Origin of the sequence: Veillonella sp. (assembly GCF_015058545.1) — a bacterium.
Lineage (GTDB): Bacteria > Bacillota > Negativicutes > Veillonellales > Veillonellaceae > Veillonella_A.
Genome location: NZ_SVCB01000148.1, coordinates 1 through 12,781, shown reverse-complemented (window position 1 = coordinate 12,781; position 12,781 = coordinate 1). Strand labels below are relative to the sequence as shown.

Below are 12,781 nucleotides of genomic sequence, written 5' to 3'. Positions count from 1 at the left end.
GGGATACGGAACTTCCACTACTTCCGTAACCGGATTTTATTCATCAATGCAAGAAAAGGACACGCAACAGTTATGTCTCATGTCCTTCCTCAAAGTGCATAGACTCTTTAGCGCCCCAAAATTTGACAAAGAGCCAAAAAATACCTTCCCGCTGTGCTTTCGGGAAGGTATTTGCATATATGATTATATGCCGGTAAAAAGTAAATATTTCTTTTTACTGTGTTAAGTGTGTGTTTAATGTGTGTGTTGTATTTTTGTGTGTTTATTTATTGTTTTGTGTTATGTGTTGTTATGTGTGTTGTGTGTTTAGGTATTATGTATCACTACATTATTTTAAAGAGGGAGGTTGTATCTAGAGCTTAGTCAACCATTCTTATGCGTTAAGAAGTACACCGATTTGAACAGTGCCGGATTTTTCAGGAGCCGGTTTCTGATCATCTTTAGGTGGCAATGGTTTCTTGTCTTCCTTCTTTACCGGTGGTTTTTCAGCGCCCGGGTTGCGATGATTGTAGTCATTAGCCAAAGCTACTTTGCGTTTTTCCTTAGTTTCAGGAGTTACCTTGCTAGGTGCTTTGTCTTTTTTAACAGTTTCTTTTTCAGGTGCTTTAGGGGCTACCTGAGGATTCTGCTGATTCTGATCTTTTTTATCGTTTTTGTTAAGCTGTTTGTTGTCTTTATTCGGCTGATTTTGTTTGTTCTGATCTTCTTGCTGCCATACAGCCGGTGCATTATTGTTAATATCCTGTAAGCTCTGAGCACTTACCAAAGCACCGAAAGAGTTAGCCCAAAGAGTAACCGCCGCGACAGGCACCATTAATACATATTTGCGTTTCATAACTATACCTCCTAGTACAAAATTATACAAATTATTTACTGTTTCAGGAATGCTTGTACATCACTTGAACAGCGCTATATACAAATCTAATCTGTTAACTAACGTTTAACATATGTACATCTTACCTAGATTTCATGAGGTATATGTGAAAATTTCAATGAGCTTTCCGTGAAGTTTTTCATGATTGTTCATCTATTGTTCATTTATATTTTTATTCTAAATTTTAGTATAAATATTCCTATTCAAAAACAGAAAAATGCCGTTGCCCTTAGGGAGGAGGCAACGGCAAGTTGTTCGTACATATTTGTACTCACGATTAGGTATAGGTATTTAGAGGTTTAACAAGTGGACTCACTCGCAATAACTTCCGGGATAAAGAAGTTAGTTGAGCTGTAGCGCTCGATTCTGAATAATCGTTAACTACTGTTCCCTTGTTATGAGCCTATTATAGCATGTAAATCTAATAATTTCAATATCTAAAATTCATTTTTTTCGATTTAATTTATTTTTCTCTATATAGAAGTCAAAAAACCGCATAAATACTGGATTCCTATATTAGCTAATAATTTATTTTTATCTGTAAAATGGCTACAAGCCGGCCTTAAAGTGGTTACAAGCCGGCCTTCAATACATCACGAGCCGCTTCATACATGTAATGATACCCCAACTCATTGGGGTGCACATCACCGGCATACAGAATCTCACCGCGATAATCCGCTTCGGCGATGGTTTTATAGAAATCTATATACAACAAGCCTTGCTCCTTACAGTAGGCTTTCAAACGTTCATTATAATCAACCAGTACCGCATCATCGCCATCGGGATCACAGTCAATCTGCGGCGCTAAACCAACAATCACATCACAGCCGATTTTTTGAATGTGATGAACCGAGCGCATCATTGAAAAATAGCAATCTTCCGCCGTGCGCCCATGCAAAATATCATTGGTACCGCCCATAATAAACACCGCATCATAGGCCGAATCGTGGAGCGCGCGCTCCAAATTATTATAAATAGCCTGCAAAGTGGCACCATCAACGCCGGCATTAACCATAGTCATTTTTGCACTTTCATTAGTTGCCGCACTTTTTTCAAAATGTGCTTTTAATAATTCAACCCAGCCCTTGCCGTAGGGCACATCGTAACCGCGCGTCAAACTGTCACCGATAAATAACACCTTTTGCCAACTCTTTGTATTTGCCATGCCCTTACCGCCTCCTATTTCATCAATGGATCCGTGGTGCCGTTCAATTCAAAAGCTTTAATGCGATCAATGCAAGTCCCGCAAGTGCCGCAAGGCTTGTCGCCACCTTCGTAGCAACTCCAAGTAAGTTCGTACGGCACCTTAAGGTCCAAACCGACCTTAACGAGTTGGGCTTTATTTTTAGCAGCAAACGGAGCCTCTACTTGGACTTTATCGTAGGTACCTAAGGCAATAGCTTTGGTCATGGCATCGACGAAGGCTTCACTGCAATCGGCATAGGCATTACCGGCCGCATCATCGGCATGGGCGCCCAAATAAATCTGCACTGTATCGTCAGGGAAAAGACTCATGCCGAGACTGGCTACGGCGGATAACATCAAACCGTTGCGAAACGGTACATACGTGCTGACCATGCCTTCGCCCTGTTCTTCAATCTGTTCCGCATAACTCTTATGGATAATCTCATCGGTGGAGTTTTGCAATAAGGACGAATTAGAATATTTTAAAATCTGGGACAAATCCAATTCATAATGAGGTACTTCATAATAAGCCGCAATCTTGCGGGCACATTGCAGTTCTTTGTCGTGTTTTTGCCCGTAAAAAATAGATACGGCCGCCACATTTTCCTTGCCGAGGCGGTCAATGGCTAAAGCCAAACAGGTGGTGGAGTCTACGCCGCCACTGGATAATACAATTGCTTTCATAGTGTCTCCTTTGTATTTCTAATAGATAAAGCGCAACTAAGGCGCCATAATAAACTATATCTTAAGAAATGCAACGCCCTTAAAACTGCTTTTGAACATTTCTCTATATATTATCATATCACAAAGAGGAACAGGATGAGAAAAAAGTCCTTGCCCGAATTTCAAGCAAGGACTACTCCTAAATTTCTCATTTCTATAGCTGTAATTTTCTATGGCCTTTATTTCTTTTTGCCTTAATTTCTTTTTGCCTTAATTTCTTTTGGGCTTTATTTCTTATAATAATCTCGTAAGATTGCCTGCATAGCTTCACAATCAGCGGCCTGTCCAACCGTAATTCGCAACCACTTAGGGCTGAGTCCGGAGCGCACTTGATAGCCTGCTTTAAGCCATAAATCGGCAATAGCTTTAGCCGCTTCCGGTGATGCAAATTCTACGAAAATAAAATTGGCTTCGCTGTGATAATAATGGATTTTTAACTCATCAAGGCAAGTTTCCCAACCTTGGCGCGCCTTAGCATTGGCCGCCACAACCTCCGCAATAAAGGTTTGATCCTTCAGGGCTGCTTCCGCCGCCACCTGTGACACGCTATTGAGATTATAGGGCAAGCGAATAGCCTGTACATAATTTACCAATTCCGGACTCAACACTAAATAACCGACCCGATAATTGGCGAGGCCATAGACTTTTGAAAACGTCTGCATCAAGCCCATATTGGCAAATTCTTTTAAAAGCGGCAAGGCACTGGCTGTTTCAGCACCGGTGACGAACTCAATGTACGCTTCATCAATCAAGACCAGCACGTCTTTAGGCACCTTACTCATAAAATCACGAAGCGATACTACCGAACAATAGGTGCCGGTAGGATTATTCGGGTTGCAAAGCCATACCAGCTTTGTCGTCTCATCGATAGCATTTAGCATCCCGCCTAAATCAGTAGCGCCCGTTACAACATCACAAGGGACACCTTTAATGGTAGCCCCTTCTAATTGAGCATTCAAGGCATATTCTGAAAACGTCGGCGTGCTGATGACTATGGAGTCTTTATCGGTCAAAAAGGCACGACTGAGCATAGTAATCACTTCATCAAGGCCCACGCCGATAACAAGGGATGCTTCCGCCACGCCTAAATGATTGGCCAACGCCGCACGCAAAGAACTTGCATTGCCGTCAGGGTATTGGCTGCTGTCATGTTTAGTTACATAATCGATGACTGCTTCACGAACAGCCGGCGAAGTGCCATAGGGATTTTCATTAGCTGATAAGCGAACAACTCGCTCCACCCCCAAACGCGCCTTCAAAGCTTCTACCGGTTCTTCCGGAACATATGGTTTTAAGTCTTTTATACTCTCTTTCATAGACACTCACTCTTTCTCTTATCGCTTTATTGATTTGCCTGTCATGCTTTATTAAATCAAGCTCTTGGTTGTGATTTGTAAAAAAGGCCCACCGAGCGCAGGTGGACCCATATAGGCTATAAGTTCTTAATTTCCGGCCGATCCGTTGTTTTACTGATAAGACCTTCACGACGGGCCAGTTCTTCTGTTATAGCTTCGTAAGGAATGCCCTTTTCAACCAATAAAACTAAAACATGATACAGCAAATCCGCTGTTTCGCTGACAAGTTCCGTATGGCCTTCATTTTTAGCGGCAATCACCACTTCTGTAGCCTCTTCGCCGACTTTTTTCAAAATCTTATCCAGCCCCTTAGCAAACAGATAATTCGTATAGGACCCTTCTTTCGGCTCTAATTGCCGATTCTTGATGACCTCATAAAGTTCAGCCAGTTCCTGTGTCATATAATCCCTCTCTTTTATTCAGCTTTTTGGCTATTTGTTTTTAAATTGATTTCGTTAAAAAAACAGCTCCTTGAACCGGTATGACAAGCCGGGCCGTTGGGGATAACTTCCAATAATAAGGTGTCCTTGTCACAATCCAAGGCGGCCCGTACAACCTTTTGCGTGTTACCGCTGGTTCCCCCCTTATGCCACAGCTCTTGCCGCGACCGTGACCAAAACCAGGTTTCGCCGGTTGCTAAGGTTCGTTCATAACTTTCTTCATTCATATAGGCTACCATGAGTACTTCTTTCGTATTCGTATCCACGACTACCGTAGGCAATAAATTGCGCACCTTCTCAAAATCAGGTCTCAAACCAAAATCCGATCTTAAATCCAAGTCCGGTCTTGAATCGGTGGTAATGTTCTGTTTCCTATCTGCTATTTTGTCAGCCATCATTGCCCACCTCCCTAGCGAACCGGAATATTATGAGCGCGCAAAGCATCCTTCACTTCCGCAATGGTTATTTCGCCAAAGTGGAAAATAGAGGCCGCTAAAGCACCGGTTACTTTAGTTTTTGAAAAAACTTCAACAAAATGTGCTACCGTGCCGGCGCCGCCGGAAGCAATAATAGGCACTTGTACCAAGTCACCCAGCTGTTTATATAATTCAATGTCAAAACCGGACTTGGTGCCGTCTTTATCCATACTCGTCACGAGTAATTCACCGGCCCCCAAGGCTACGGCCTCCTGTGCCCAGTCATAAGCTAAGCGGTCTGTTTTTTTACGCCCCCCATGACTGTACACAAAACGTTCTCCCGTCTCGGGATCGGTTTTCACATCAATGGCTACGACGATACATTGATTGCCGAATTTTTCAGCCCCTTCGCGGATTAGTTCAGGATTTGCCAAAGCGGCTGAATTAATTGAGATTTTATCCGCTCCAGCCTGCAATAATTGCTGCATATCCGCCAATGTACGAATGCCGCCACCAACGGTAAGCGGCATAAATACTTCATTTGATATAGCTGAAATTACGTCCTTAAAGGTCCCTCGACCTTCTGTTGTGGCCGTAATATCCAAAAACACTTGCTCATCGGCACCTTGCACTTCATAGGAAGCGGCAATCGCCACCGGATCGCCTACATCTACTAAATTAATAAAATTAACACCCTTTTTTACACGGCCGTTATCCACGTCCAGACAAGGGATGATTCGTTTTGCCAACATAGTTTCTACTCCTTTATCATTAGCCGTATCCGGTTTATCATGATCACGAGTATGTAATGCTATCGCTATTGCTATGTGTATCTTATTAGTGTTATATATTGGTTTTATTATTTGAATTTATTTTGCCGCAGCTGCGGAAATCGCTAAATTAGGCTCATCATGAGAATCTGTTTCTTCATGGATAGTGCGTGTATAGTATGGTGACGGTTCAATCAATTCACCGGCTAACTCGCTTTTTTCCAAAGCTACAATATCCGCTAAAGCCAATGGACCTTCATACAAGGCTTTACCCACAATACAGTCGACAATGCCTTTTTTACGCAAGGCTACAATGTCACCGGCATTGCGAATGCCGCCGGAAGCGATAATACGAGCTCCCGGAAATTGATCGTGTAATTCAAAGAGCAATTCCTGGTTAACCCCTGCCATGGTACCGTCACGATTAATATCGGTAACAATAAAGTGTTTAGCACCGGCCGCCATCATTTCGCGAATCAAATGGCTCATATCAACGTCCGACTTTTCAAGCCAACCTTCCGTCGCAACTTTACCGTCGGCACCGTCAACGCCGATAACAATGCGTTCAGCTCCATAAGTGGCCAGCATTTGTTTAGTAAATTCCGCATTTTTTAACGCTACGGAACCTAAAATAATACGATCAATACCGGCATTCAGATAGGCCTTAATAGTTTCTTCGTCACGAATACCGCCGCCTACTTCAATAATGCCGCTGAAAACTCTGCGAATTCCTGTAATAATATCAAAACTAACCGGTTTACCGGCTTTAGCCCCATCCAAGTCAACTACATGAAGTGCCTTGATACCGGCATTTTCATAGTCCTCGGCTTGTGCCACCGGGCTATAATTAATCACGATTTCCTTGTCAAAATCCCCTTTATATAAACGTACACTACGTTTGTCTTGTATATCAATGGCCGGAAAAATCACGGTCATCCCCTCCTTTATGTACTGCTCTTATGTATTTAATATTATATAATATACACTTCTAAACTACATCTGTCTATAATTTATATCGAAAGTATCTATGTCAGATATCAGTTTTTATTACAAAAAATTATGCAATACAGGCCATCATATACAACAAACATTATCCTTTAGCAACTATTACAATTATCACTTTTCACTAATAATAGAGTTTTTAAATTCTCACAATACAACCAATCTGTTGATAAATATAACAATATATACAATTCTTTAAGCCTCATAACCTGCCGCATGCGCTTTACATAACTCGTCAAATCGTTGCAATAGTCTCAGCCCGATGGCGGCACTTTTCTCCGGATGGAAATGCATACCATACACATTACCCTGCGCCACCACGGCCGGTATTTCAATGCCGTAGTCGGCCACCGCCGTAATGTAGCGCTCTTCGCAATTCACATAATAGGAATGAACAAAGTATGTATATTCGCCGTCAATACAGCTAAAGGGACTTGTTTTATTCACCAAGCGATTACAATTCCAACCGGTGTGCGGCACCATGAGACCCAAATCTTGAGGGATTTCATCTACCGTACCCGGAATAAAACCAAAGCCCTGTGTTTTGCCGTATTCAGTGGAGCTATCAAACAAAAGTTGCATTCCCAAGCATATGCCCAATACGGGAATATTTCGAGCTACCACCGTCTCTAAGACGGGCACCAAATCACGGCGTGTTAAAGTGTCCATAGCTTGCCGAAAGGCACCCACGCCGGGCACAACGACGCCGGCAGCCTGCAAAATCGTCGCCTTATCGGCGGTTAAAACCGTCGGTATGCCCAAGTGAGCAAACGCTTTTTGCACATTAAAGGTATTGCCCGCATCATAATCTATAATTGCAATCATACGCTACCTTCTCTTTTTTAAAATATATTATACTGTCAAACTGCCCTTGGTGGAGTTAACTCCTACAATAGCCTCATTTACAGTTACAGCGCGGCGCAGTGCCCGCCCCAAGGCCTTAAACATGCTTTCAATAATGTGATGGGTGTTGCGCCCGTATTCATTACGCACATGAAGATTCATAAGACCGTTCATGGCAAAGGCTTGGAAAAAATCTTCCACCAATTCCGTCTCAAAGGTTCCCAGCAAAGGCGTTGAAAGTTCCGCCTTGAACACTAAATAGGGGCGGCCGCTCAAATCGATAACGACCTGCGTCAGCGCCTCATCCATGGGCATCCACGCATCGCCGTAGCGCTCAATTTGTTTTTTATCGCCCAAAGCCTTGGTCAAAGCTTGGCCTAAGGCGAGCGCCACATCTTCCACCGTATGATGGGCATCAATATAGGTATCGCCATCAGCCTTAACCGTTAAACCGAAGCGGCCGTGTTTGGCAAACAAATTCAACATATGATCAAAAAAGCCGATGCCCGTCGCCACGGTAACGCCTGATTCTTCATCTAAATTAAGGGTTACTTCAATATTCGTTTCAGCGGTTTTGCGGATTACCGTAGCCACTCGCGAGGTAACGGCCGCTTGCTCAGTATCTTGATTGATACCTCGATTCGCCCCTTGCTTGGTCTCTCCTGATATTGCCACCCCTACCGGCTTAGTATTTGTCTTCGTTTCATCCTTAGTGGCCATAAGCAACTGCCTCCGTATCTTCACCTTTACCGGCTACTAACGCATTGTCTTTTGTTTTATCAAAACGGATTTCAATGGACCGCGCATGGCCTTCCAAACCTTCAGTACGTGCTAACGTAGCAATATGCGGAGCCAGCTCAGCTAAGCGTTCTTTAGAAAATTGCATGAACGCTGTCCGTTTCACAAAATCATATACGCCGAGGGGTGACGAAAAACGAGCCGTACCGCTGGTTGGCAACACGTGATTCGGACCACCCATATAATCACCCAACGGCTCAGCCGTATAGGAGCCGAGAAATACGGAGCCGGCATTTTCTACCAAGCTCAAGTAGTCTGACGCATTGTTAAGCTGAATTTCCAAATGTTCCGGCGCCACTTCATTCATTAAGGTGAACATGTCGGAGACCGAATCCATGATGGCAATAAAACTGCGCTCTTCAATGGCCACTTTGGCTATATCCTTACGAGGCAGTTCCTCCAATTGCCGTGCCACTTCGTCCGAGACGGCATGGGCCAGTACTTCGCTGTCCGTAATAAGAATAGCCCGCGCCCGTTTATCATGTTCTGCCTGAGACAATAAATCAGCGGCCAAGTGAACCGGATTGGCTGTTTCATCGGCCAAAATGCCGATTTCGGAAGGTCCTGCAATCATGTCGATAGATACTTGACCGAACACTTGGCGCTTCGCCGTAGCCACATAGATATTGCCCGGTCCTACGATTTTATCAACCTTCGGAATTGATTCCGTGCCATAAGCAAGGGCTCCCACAGCCTGAGCGCCGCCTACCTGATAGACTGCATCAACACCGGCTAATTTAGCCGCGCCCAACACAATCGGCGCAATGCCTTCTTTTTGCGGCGGTGTCACCATGATAACTTCCTTAACACCCGCTATTTTAGCCGGCAAAGCACACATCAAAATCGTAGACGGATAGGCGGCCGTACCGCCCGGTACATAAATGCCCACCCGTTTTAACGGTGTTACTTTCTGTCCCCGGACTATGCCCGGCGTATCCAGATCAATGAAGCTTTGGTCAATTTGGCGTTTATGAAAAGCTTCAATATTACGTTTAGCCACTTCCAATGCCTCTTTTAAAGCCGGCGCCAATGAATTATAGGCCTCAGTCAACACGTCGTCGCTCACTTTTAACTCCGTAAGCTGTACGCCGTCAAACTTTTCACTATAGTCACGCAGTGCCGCATCGCCTTCGGCAATAACAGTATCAATAATTTCGCGTACCTGCTGTTCAATCACTAAATCCGTTGTGGCCGCCGTGTAATCATTCACCAATGCCAGCATCTTTTGTAGCGGCTCTCTGTATATTTTCATGATGGTCTCCTCTCTCTAATTCTCTAATTATTTTTTCTCAAATTATTTCGCTGTATCAATATTTCGAGCTTCTTTTAAGCGGTCTACCAAATCAAAAATTTCGCCCCGTTTTTGCTTAAGTGCCAATGGATTCGCTACTAAGCGCGTTGAGATAGGGCTCAATTTATCAAAAATCTGCAAATTATTCTCCCGTAAGGTTGTGCCCGTTTCCGTAATATCCACGATAGCGTCGGCCAAACCGATAAGGGGCGCCAACTCCACCGACCCTTCAATTTTAATAATTTCCACGTCTTTACCGCGACTGGCAAAATAGCGTTTCGTAATATTCGGATACTTGGTACCGATGGTATGTCGCCGTGGCTCATTGAGATCATAACCGGCCAGCGACGCCAAGATAAATTGGCAACGCCCCGTTTGTAAATCAAGCAGCTCATACCCCGTATTCTGCTGTTCTTCCAAAATATCGCTGCCTACGATGCCGATATCAACGACACCGTTATTTAAATAGGTAAGAACGTCGCCGCCTTTAACTAAAATTACTTGCAAATTGTCACCTAAGGTAATGACCAATTTCCGTTTTTTATTTCGTAGCGGCTCACAATCGATACCGCAACGTTCAAAGAGTGGAATGACCTGGTCTTCCACGCGTCCCTTCGTCAATGCAATACTAAGCATCGGCTTTCACCCCTTCCTCTGTGACCACATAGAGTGTGGCTCCATCCGCAGCAGCTTGTTCACGGGCCTCCGTCAATGTATCAGCTAATACTAAACTGTAGGTCGGATGAGCCAATACATAGTCAGCCACCACGTCCCAATCATCGTCACCGATATACACATAGGAAGGTTTTGCCTCAGGCAAGGTTATATCCGCCACCGATGCCAATACATCCAAATCAAAGCCCATGCCCACCGCCGGGGTAGGCTCTTTTTGAAAATTCGCGAGTAATTTATCATAACGACCGCCGCTCACAATATAACTGGCCACGCCGTCAATATAGCCGCGGAAAGTAAGGCCCGTATAATACGGTTGCGGTGCACGGCTGCTGAAATCTATACGCACCTTTTGGCTCGATAATTTTTGTACCGCCTGCGCCATTTGCATGACCCCGTTCACCAAACGTTGGGCGCTCATCGGTAAAATTATGGCATCCAGCTCTTGCTGCACTTCCTCGATGGAGCCGAAAAGGCGCGGCCAAATTTTAAGCAAGGAATACAATGTATTTTCCGTATACGCTTCAATCAAACGCTCGTACACCGGTAAATTTTTATTAAATAAGGCTTCAAACAATTCGGCTCGTTCCGCCGCCGTAAGCCCCAACGCATCAACCACGGTTTCGGCAAACCGCGCATCACTCAGTTCCACATATAGCTGATTGTTGAGCCATAAACGATTCACTTGATTGATAATGAGCAAGCACTCCAGTTCGGCTTTTTGCGAAGCATACCCTACCAGCTCAATGCCGGCCTGCGTCACCTGATTTGCCCAGCCGCGGTGAGCCTGGTTCATGGCAAACACATCGCCGGTGTAGTAAAATTTTTTAGGTAAATTCACTTGAATATTCGCTAAAAAACGGGCAATGGGCAATGTCAAATCGGGACGAATTACCAAACGTTCCTGTGAGCTGTCCACCACTTCATACATACGTTGCTGTACAGCCAAATCATAATCATCAAATATATTCTTGTATTCAATGAGCGGTGTATTAATCTTCGTATAGCCCCGTTCAAAAAAGCACTTAGCCAGACTATGACTAAGAGCTGCTTTTTTCTGTGCCTCTTCACCAAACTCATCGCGAAATCCCGGCGGTAATCGTTTCTGTCTCATAGCTCTCCCTACTCTCTTCCTCTTAAGCCCTATGGGCCCGTTCTATTACATCTCTTTTACTTACTCTTTACTTTTATTCTTCATCTAACTAAAGGATTAAAGTTATAATACACTTTCAAGCGCAGATAGTCAACTTTCATTTAGGCATAGCATGCATGTATTTATGTAATAAGCTAATGTTTTCAAGGGGCAAACAAATAAAAAAGAGCCTTTAGCCATATGAATTCATACGACTAAAGGCTCCTCATATGTTGTTCTCTCAAATCATTTTCCCCTAATACGGCCCTTACTTCCACAATACAACCCTTACTCACTCCAGGCTTTTACAAAAGCCCCTAAGCTGTGTGAGTCGGATCCCATCATGAACGGTACGCCCAATACATAGGCCATGCCTTGAATGAAAGGACTTGGGTACATTTCACCGCAATTTTCTTTGAACACACCGCTCACATTATAATCCAGCGTTCGATTTTGCGCTTTTAAGGTGCGTAAAATATTCATAATCACCTGCTGCGTTTGCTGATCATAGGACGATGTAAAGTTGAAATACTTTTGGTATTTTTTTATTACATCAATATGGCCGATACGCACCGGCGTATGTGGCCCGAAATCAGTCTGCACTGCCTGCAATACCAATTCGAAATAGCGGCGGAATAAAACATCCTGCTTCCCTAAATAACTGCCGAAGACTTTTTCAAATTCCGCTTCACTGTAGTCAAGACACCAAAAACCGTCGTTCGCGCCCTGCATGAAGTGAACCGACAATAAGTTTTCACCCGTATAAGGACCTACCATATTTAAAAACTCTTGCGTCGCTGCCTCAAAGCCGGGCAAGAAGTCCACTTCAAAGCCGACGGACAGGTTAATATGCTGACCGTATTCTCTTTGCAGTTCATTGCCTAACGCCAAATACGGTTCCACTTGATCCATCCGCAAAGAGGCCGTAGTAAGCCCCTCTTCATCACCTTTATAGCGTTTGCTGAAACCGGCCGGTAAAGGGGCATGTTCCGTGATGCAAAGTTTATAAAAACCTAGTTCGATGGCTTTTTCAATGATCAAGGCCACCTTATCGCCACTGCCATGGGGGCAAAGTTCGGTGTGAATATGACCATCCACCAATTGCCCTTCATACTGATTATTACCGGCTACGGGATAACGGTGTTGGCGAGCTTGTGCCGCAACGGCAGGCTCGTTATTTTGCGGCATCCCCTTCTGATCGGTATTTAACGGCATACCGTTATGAAACGGTTGATTATTACTCATATAGCGCCTCGCACATACATAATAATAGCAATCGT

The 12,781-nt window shown here is 44.1% G+C and carries 13 protein-coding genes and 1 pseudogene; all 14 read right to left on the bottom strand.

Features of this window, described 5'->3' with window-relative positions:
- Positions 1–373: 373 nt before the first annotated feature.
- Entirely contained in the window at positions 374–835 is a 462-nt protein-coding gene (locus E7204_RS09510; RefSeq protein WP_295184068.1) for a hypothetical protein, read from the bottom strand.
- A 610-nt stretch (positions 836–1,445) separates the two neighbouring features.
- A complete protein-coding gene (locus tag E7204_RS09505) occupies positions 1,446–2,039 on the bottom strand; it encodes a GDSL-type esterase/lipase family protein (RefSeq protein WP_295184066.1) in 594 nt (197 codons plus the stop codon).
- A gap of 14 nt (positions 2,040–2,053) precedes the next feature.
- Positions 2,054–2,743 carry a 7-cyano-7-deazaguanine synthase QueC gene (gene queC, locus E7204_RS09500; protein WP_295184064.1) on the bottom strand — a complete coding sequence of 230 codons (690 nt, stop codon included), beginning with the start codon at positions 2,741–2,743 and terminating at the stop codon, positions 2,054–2,056.
- 266 nt (positions 2,744–3,009) lie between these two features.
- Positions 3,010–4,098: a histidinol-phosphate transaminase gene (gene hisC, locus E7204_RS09495; RefSeq protein ID WP_295184061.1), complete on the bottom strand. Its 1,089-nt coding sequence runs from the start codon at positions 4,096–4,098 to the stop codon at positions 3,010–3,012.
- 116 nt (positions 4,099–4,214) lie between these two features.
- Entirely contained in the window at positions 4,215–4,538 is a 324-nt protein-coding gene (hisE, locus tag E7204_RS09490) for a phosphoribosyl-ATP diphosphatase (protein ID WP_295184058.1), read from the bottom strand.
- 14 nt (positions 4,539–4,552) lie between these two features.
- Positions 4,553–4,891 carry a phosphoribosyl-AMP cyclohydrolase gene (gene hisI / locus E7204_RS09485; RefSeq protein ID WP_366483674.1) on the bottom strand — a complete coding sequence of 113 codons (339 nt, stop codon included), beginning with the start codon at positions 4,889–4,891 and terminating at the stop codon, positions 4,553–4,555.
- A 95-nt stretch (positions 4,892–4,986) separates the two neighbouring features.
- On the bottom strand, positions 4,987–5,745 hold the full coding sequence (gene hisF, locus E7204_RS09480) for an imidazole glycerol phosphate synthase subunit HisF (protein ID WP_295184052.1): 759 nt from the start codon (positions 5,743–5,745) through the stop codon (positions 4,987–4,989).
- 117 nt (positions 5,746–5,862) lie between these two features.
- The gene (gene hisA / locus E7204_RS09475; RefSeq protein WP_295184049.1) at positions 5,863–6,699 is read right to left on the bottom strand and encodes a 1-(5-phosphoribosyl)-5-[(5-phosphoribosylamino)methylideneamino]imidazole-4-carboxamide isomerase; all 837 of its coding nucleotides are present in this window, start codon (positions 6,697–6,699) and stop codon (positions 5,863–5,865) included.
- 261 nt (positions 6,700–6,960) lie between these two features.
- Complete coding sequence (gene hisH / locus E7204_RS09470; protein WP_295184046.1) at positions 6,961–7,590, bottom strand: imidazole glycerol phosphate synthase subunit HisH; 630 nt, start codon at positions 7,588–7,590, stop codon at positions 6,961–6,963.
- A gap of 27 nt (positions 7,591–7,617) precedes the next feature.
- Positions 7,618–8,328, bottom strand: a complete 711-nt coding sequence (hisB, locus tag E7204_RS09465; protein ID WP_295184043.1) for an imidazoleglycerol-phosphate dehydratase HisB — start codon at positions 8,326–8,328, stop codon at positions 7,618–7,620.
- Positions 8,318–9,658, bottom strand: a complete 1,341-nt coding sequence (gene hisD, locus E7204_RS09460; protein ID WP_295184041.1) for a histidinol dehydrogenase — start codon at positions 9,656–9,658, stop codon at positions 8,318–8,320. Before hisD ends, hisB begins: the two co-directional genes overlap by 11 nt.
- A 42-nt stretch (positions 9,659–9,700) precedes the next feature.
- Positions 9,701–10,330 (bottom strand): annotated as a pseudogene (gene hisG / locus E7204_RS09455) (ATP phosphoribosyltransferase); the annotation flags it as partial.
- Positions 10,326–11,483: an ATP phosphoribosyltransferase regulatory subunit gene (locus E7204_RS09450; RefSeq protein WP_295184035.1), complete on the bottom strand. Its 1,158-nt coding sequence runs from the start codon at positions 11,481–11,483 to the stop codon at positions 10,326–10,328. The gene E7204_RS09450 and the pseudogene hisG, both read right to left, overlap by 5 nt.
- A 306-nt stretch (positions 11,484–11,789) precedes the next feature.
- Positions 11,790–12,746, bottom strand: a complete 957-nt coding sequence (gene hisJ / locus E7204_RS09445) for a histidinol-phosphatase HisJ (protein WP_295184032.1) — start codon at positions 12,744–12,746, stop codon at positions 11,790–11,792.
- Between the last annotated feature and the right edge of the window lie 35 nt (positions 12,747–12,781).

Coding starts and splice junctions, on each gene's coding strand:
- E7204_RS09510 (WP_295184068.1), bottom strand. CDS start 835: ATGAAACGCAAATATGTATTAATGGTGCCTGTCGCGGCGGTTACTCTT.
- E7204_RS09505 (WP_295184066.1), bottom strand. CDS start 2,039: ATGGCAAATACAAAGAGTTGGCAAAAGGTGTTATTTATCGGTGACAGT.
- queC (WP_295184064.1), bottom strand. CDS start 2,743: ATGAAAGCAATTGTATTATCCAGTGGCGGCGTAGACTCCACCACCTGT.
- hisC (WP_295184061.1), bottom strand. CDS start 4,098: ATGAAAGAGAGTATAAAAGACTTAAAACCATATGTTCCGGAAGAACCG.
- hisE (WP_295184058.1), bottom strand. CDS start 4,538: ATGACACAGGAACTGGCTGAACTTTATGAGGTCATCAAGAATCGGCAA.
- hisF (WP_295184052.1), bottom strand. CDS start 5,745: ATGTTGGCAAAACGAATCATCCCTTGTCTGGACGTGGATAACGGCCGT.
- hisA (WP_295184049.1), bottom strand. CDS start 6,699: ATGACCGTGATTTTTCCGGCCATTGATATACAAGACAAACGTAGTGTA.
- hisH (WP_295184046.1), bottom strand. CDS start 7,590: ATGATTGCAATTATAGATTATGATGCGGGCAATACCTTTAATGTGCAA.
- hisB (WP_295184043.1), bottom strand. CDS start 8,328: ATGGCCACTAAGGATGAAACGAAGACAAATACTAAGCCGGTAGGGGTG.
- hisD (WP_295184041.1), bottom strand. CDS start 9,658: ATGAAAATATACAGAGAGCCGCTACAAAAGATGCTGGCATTGGTGAAT.
- E7204_RS09450 (WP_295184035.1), bottom strand. CDS start 11,483: ATGAGACAGAAACGATTACCGCCGGGATTTCGCGATGAGTTTGGTGAA.
- hisJ (WP_295184032.1), bottom strand. CDS start 12,746: ATGAGTAATAATCAACCGTTTCATAACGGTATGCCGTTAAATACCGAT.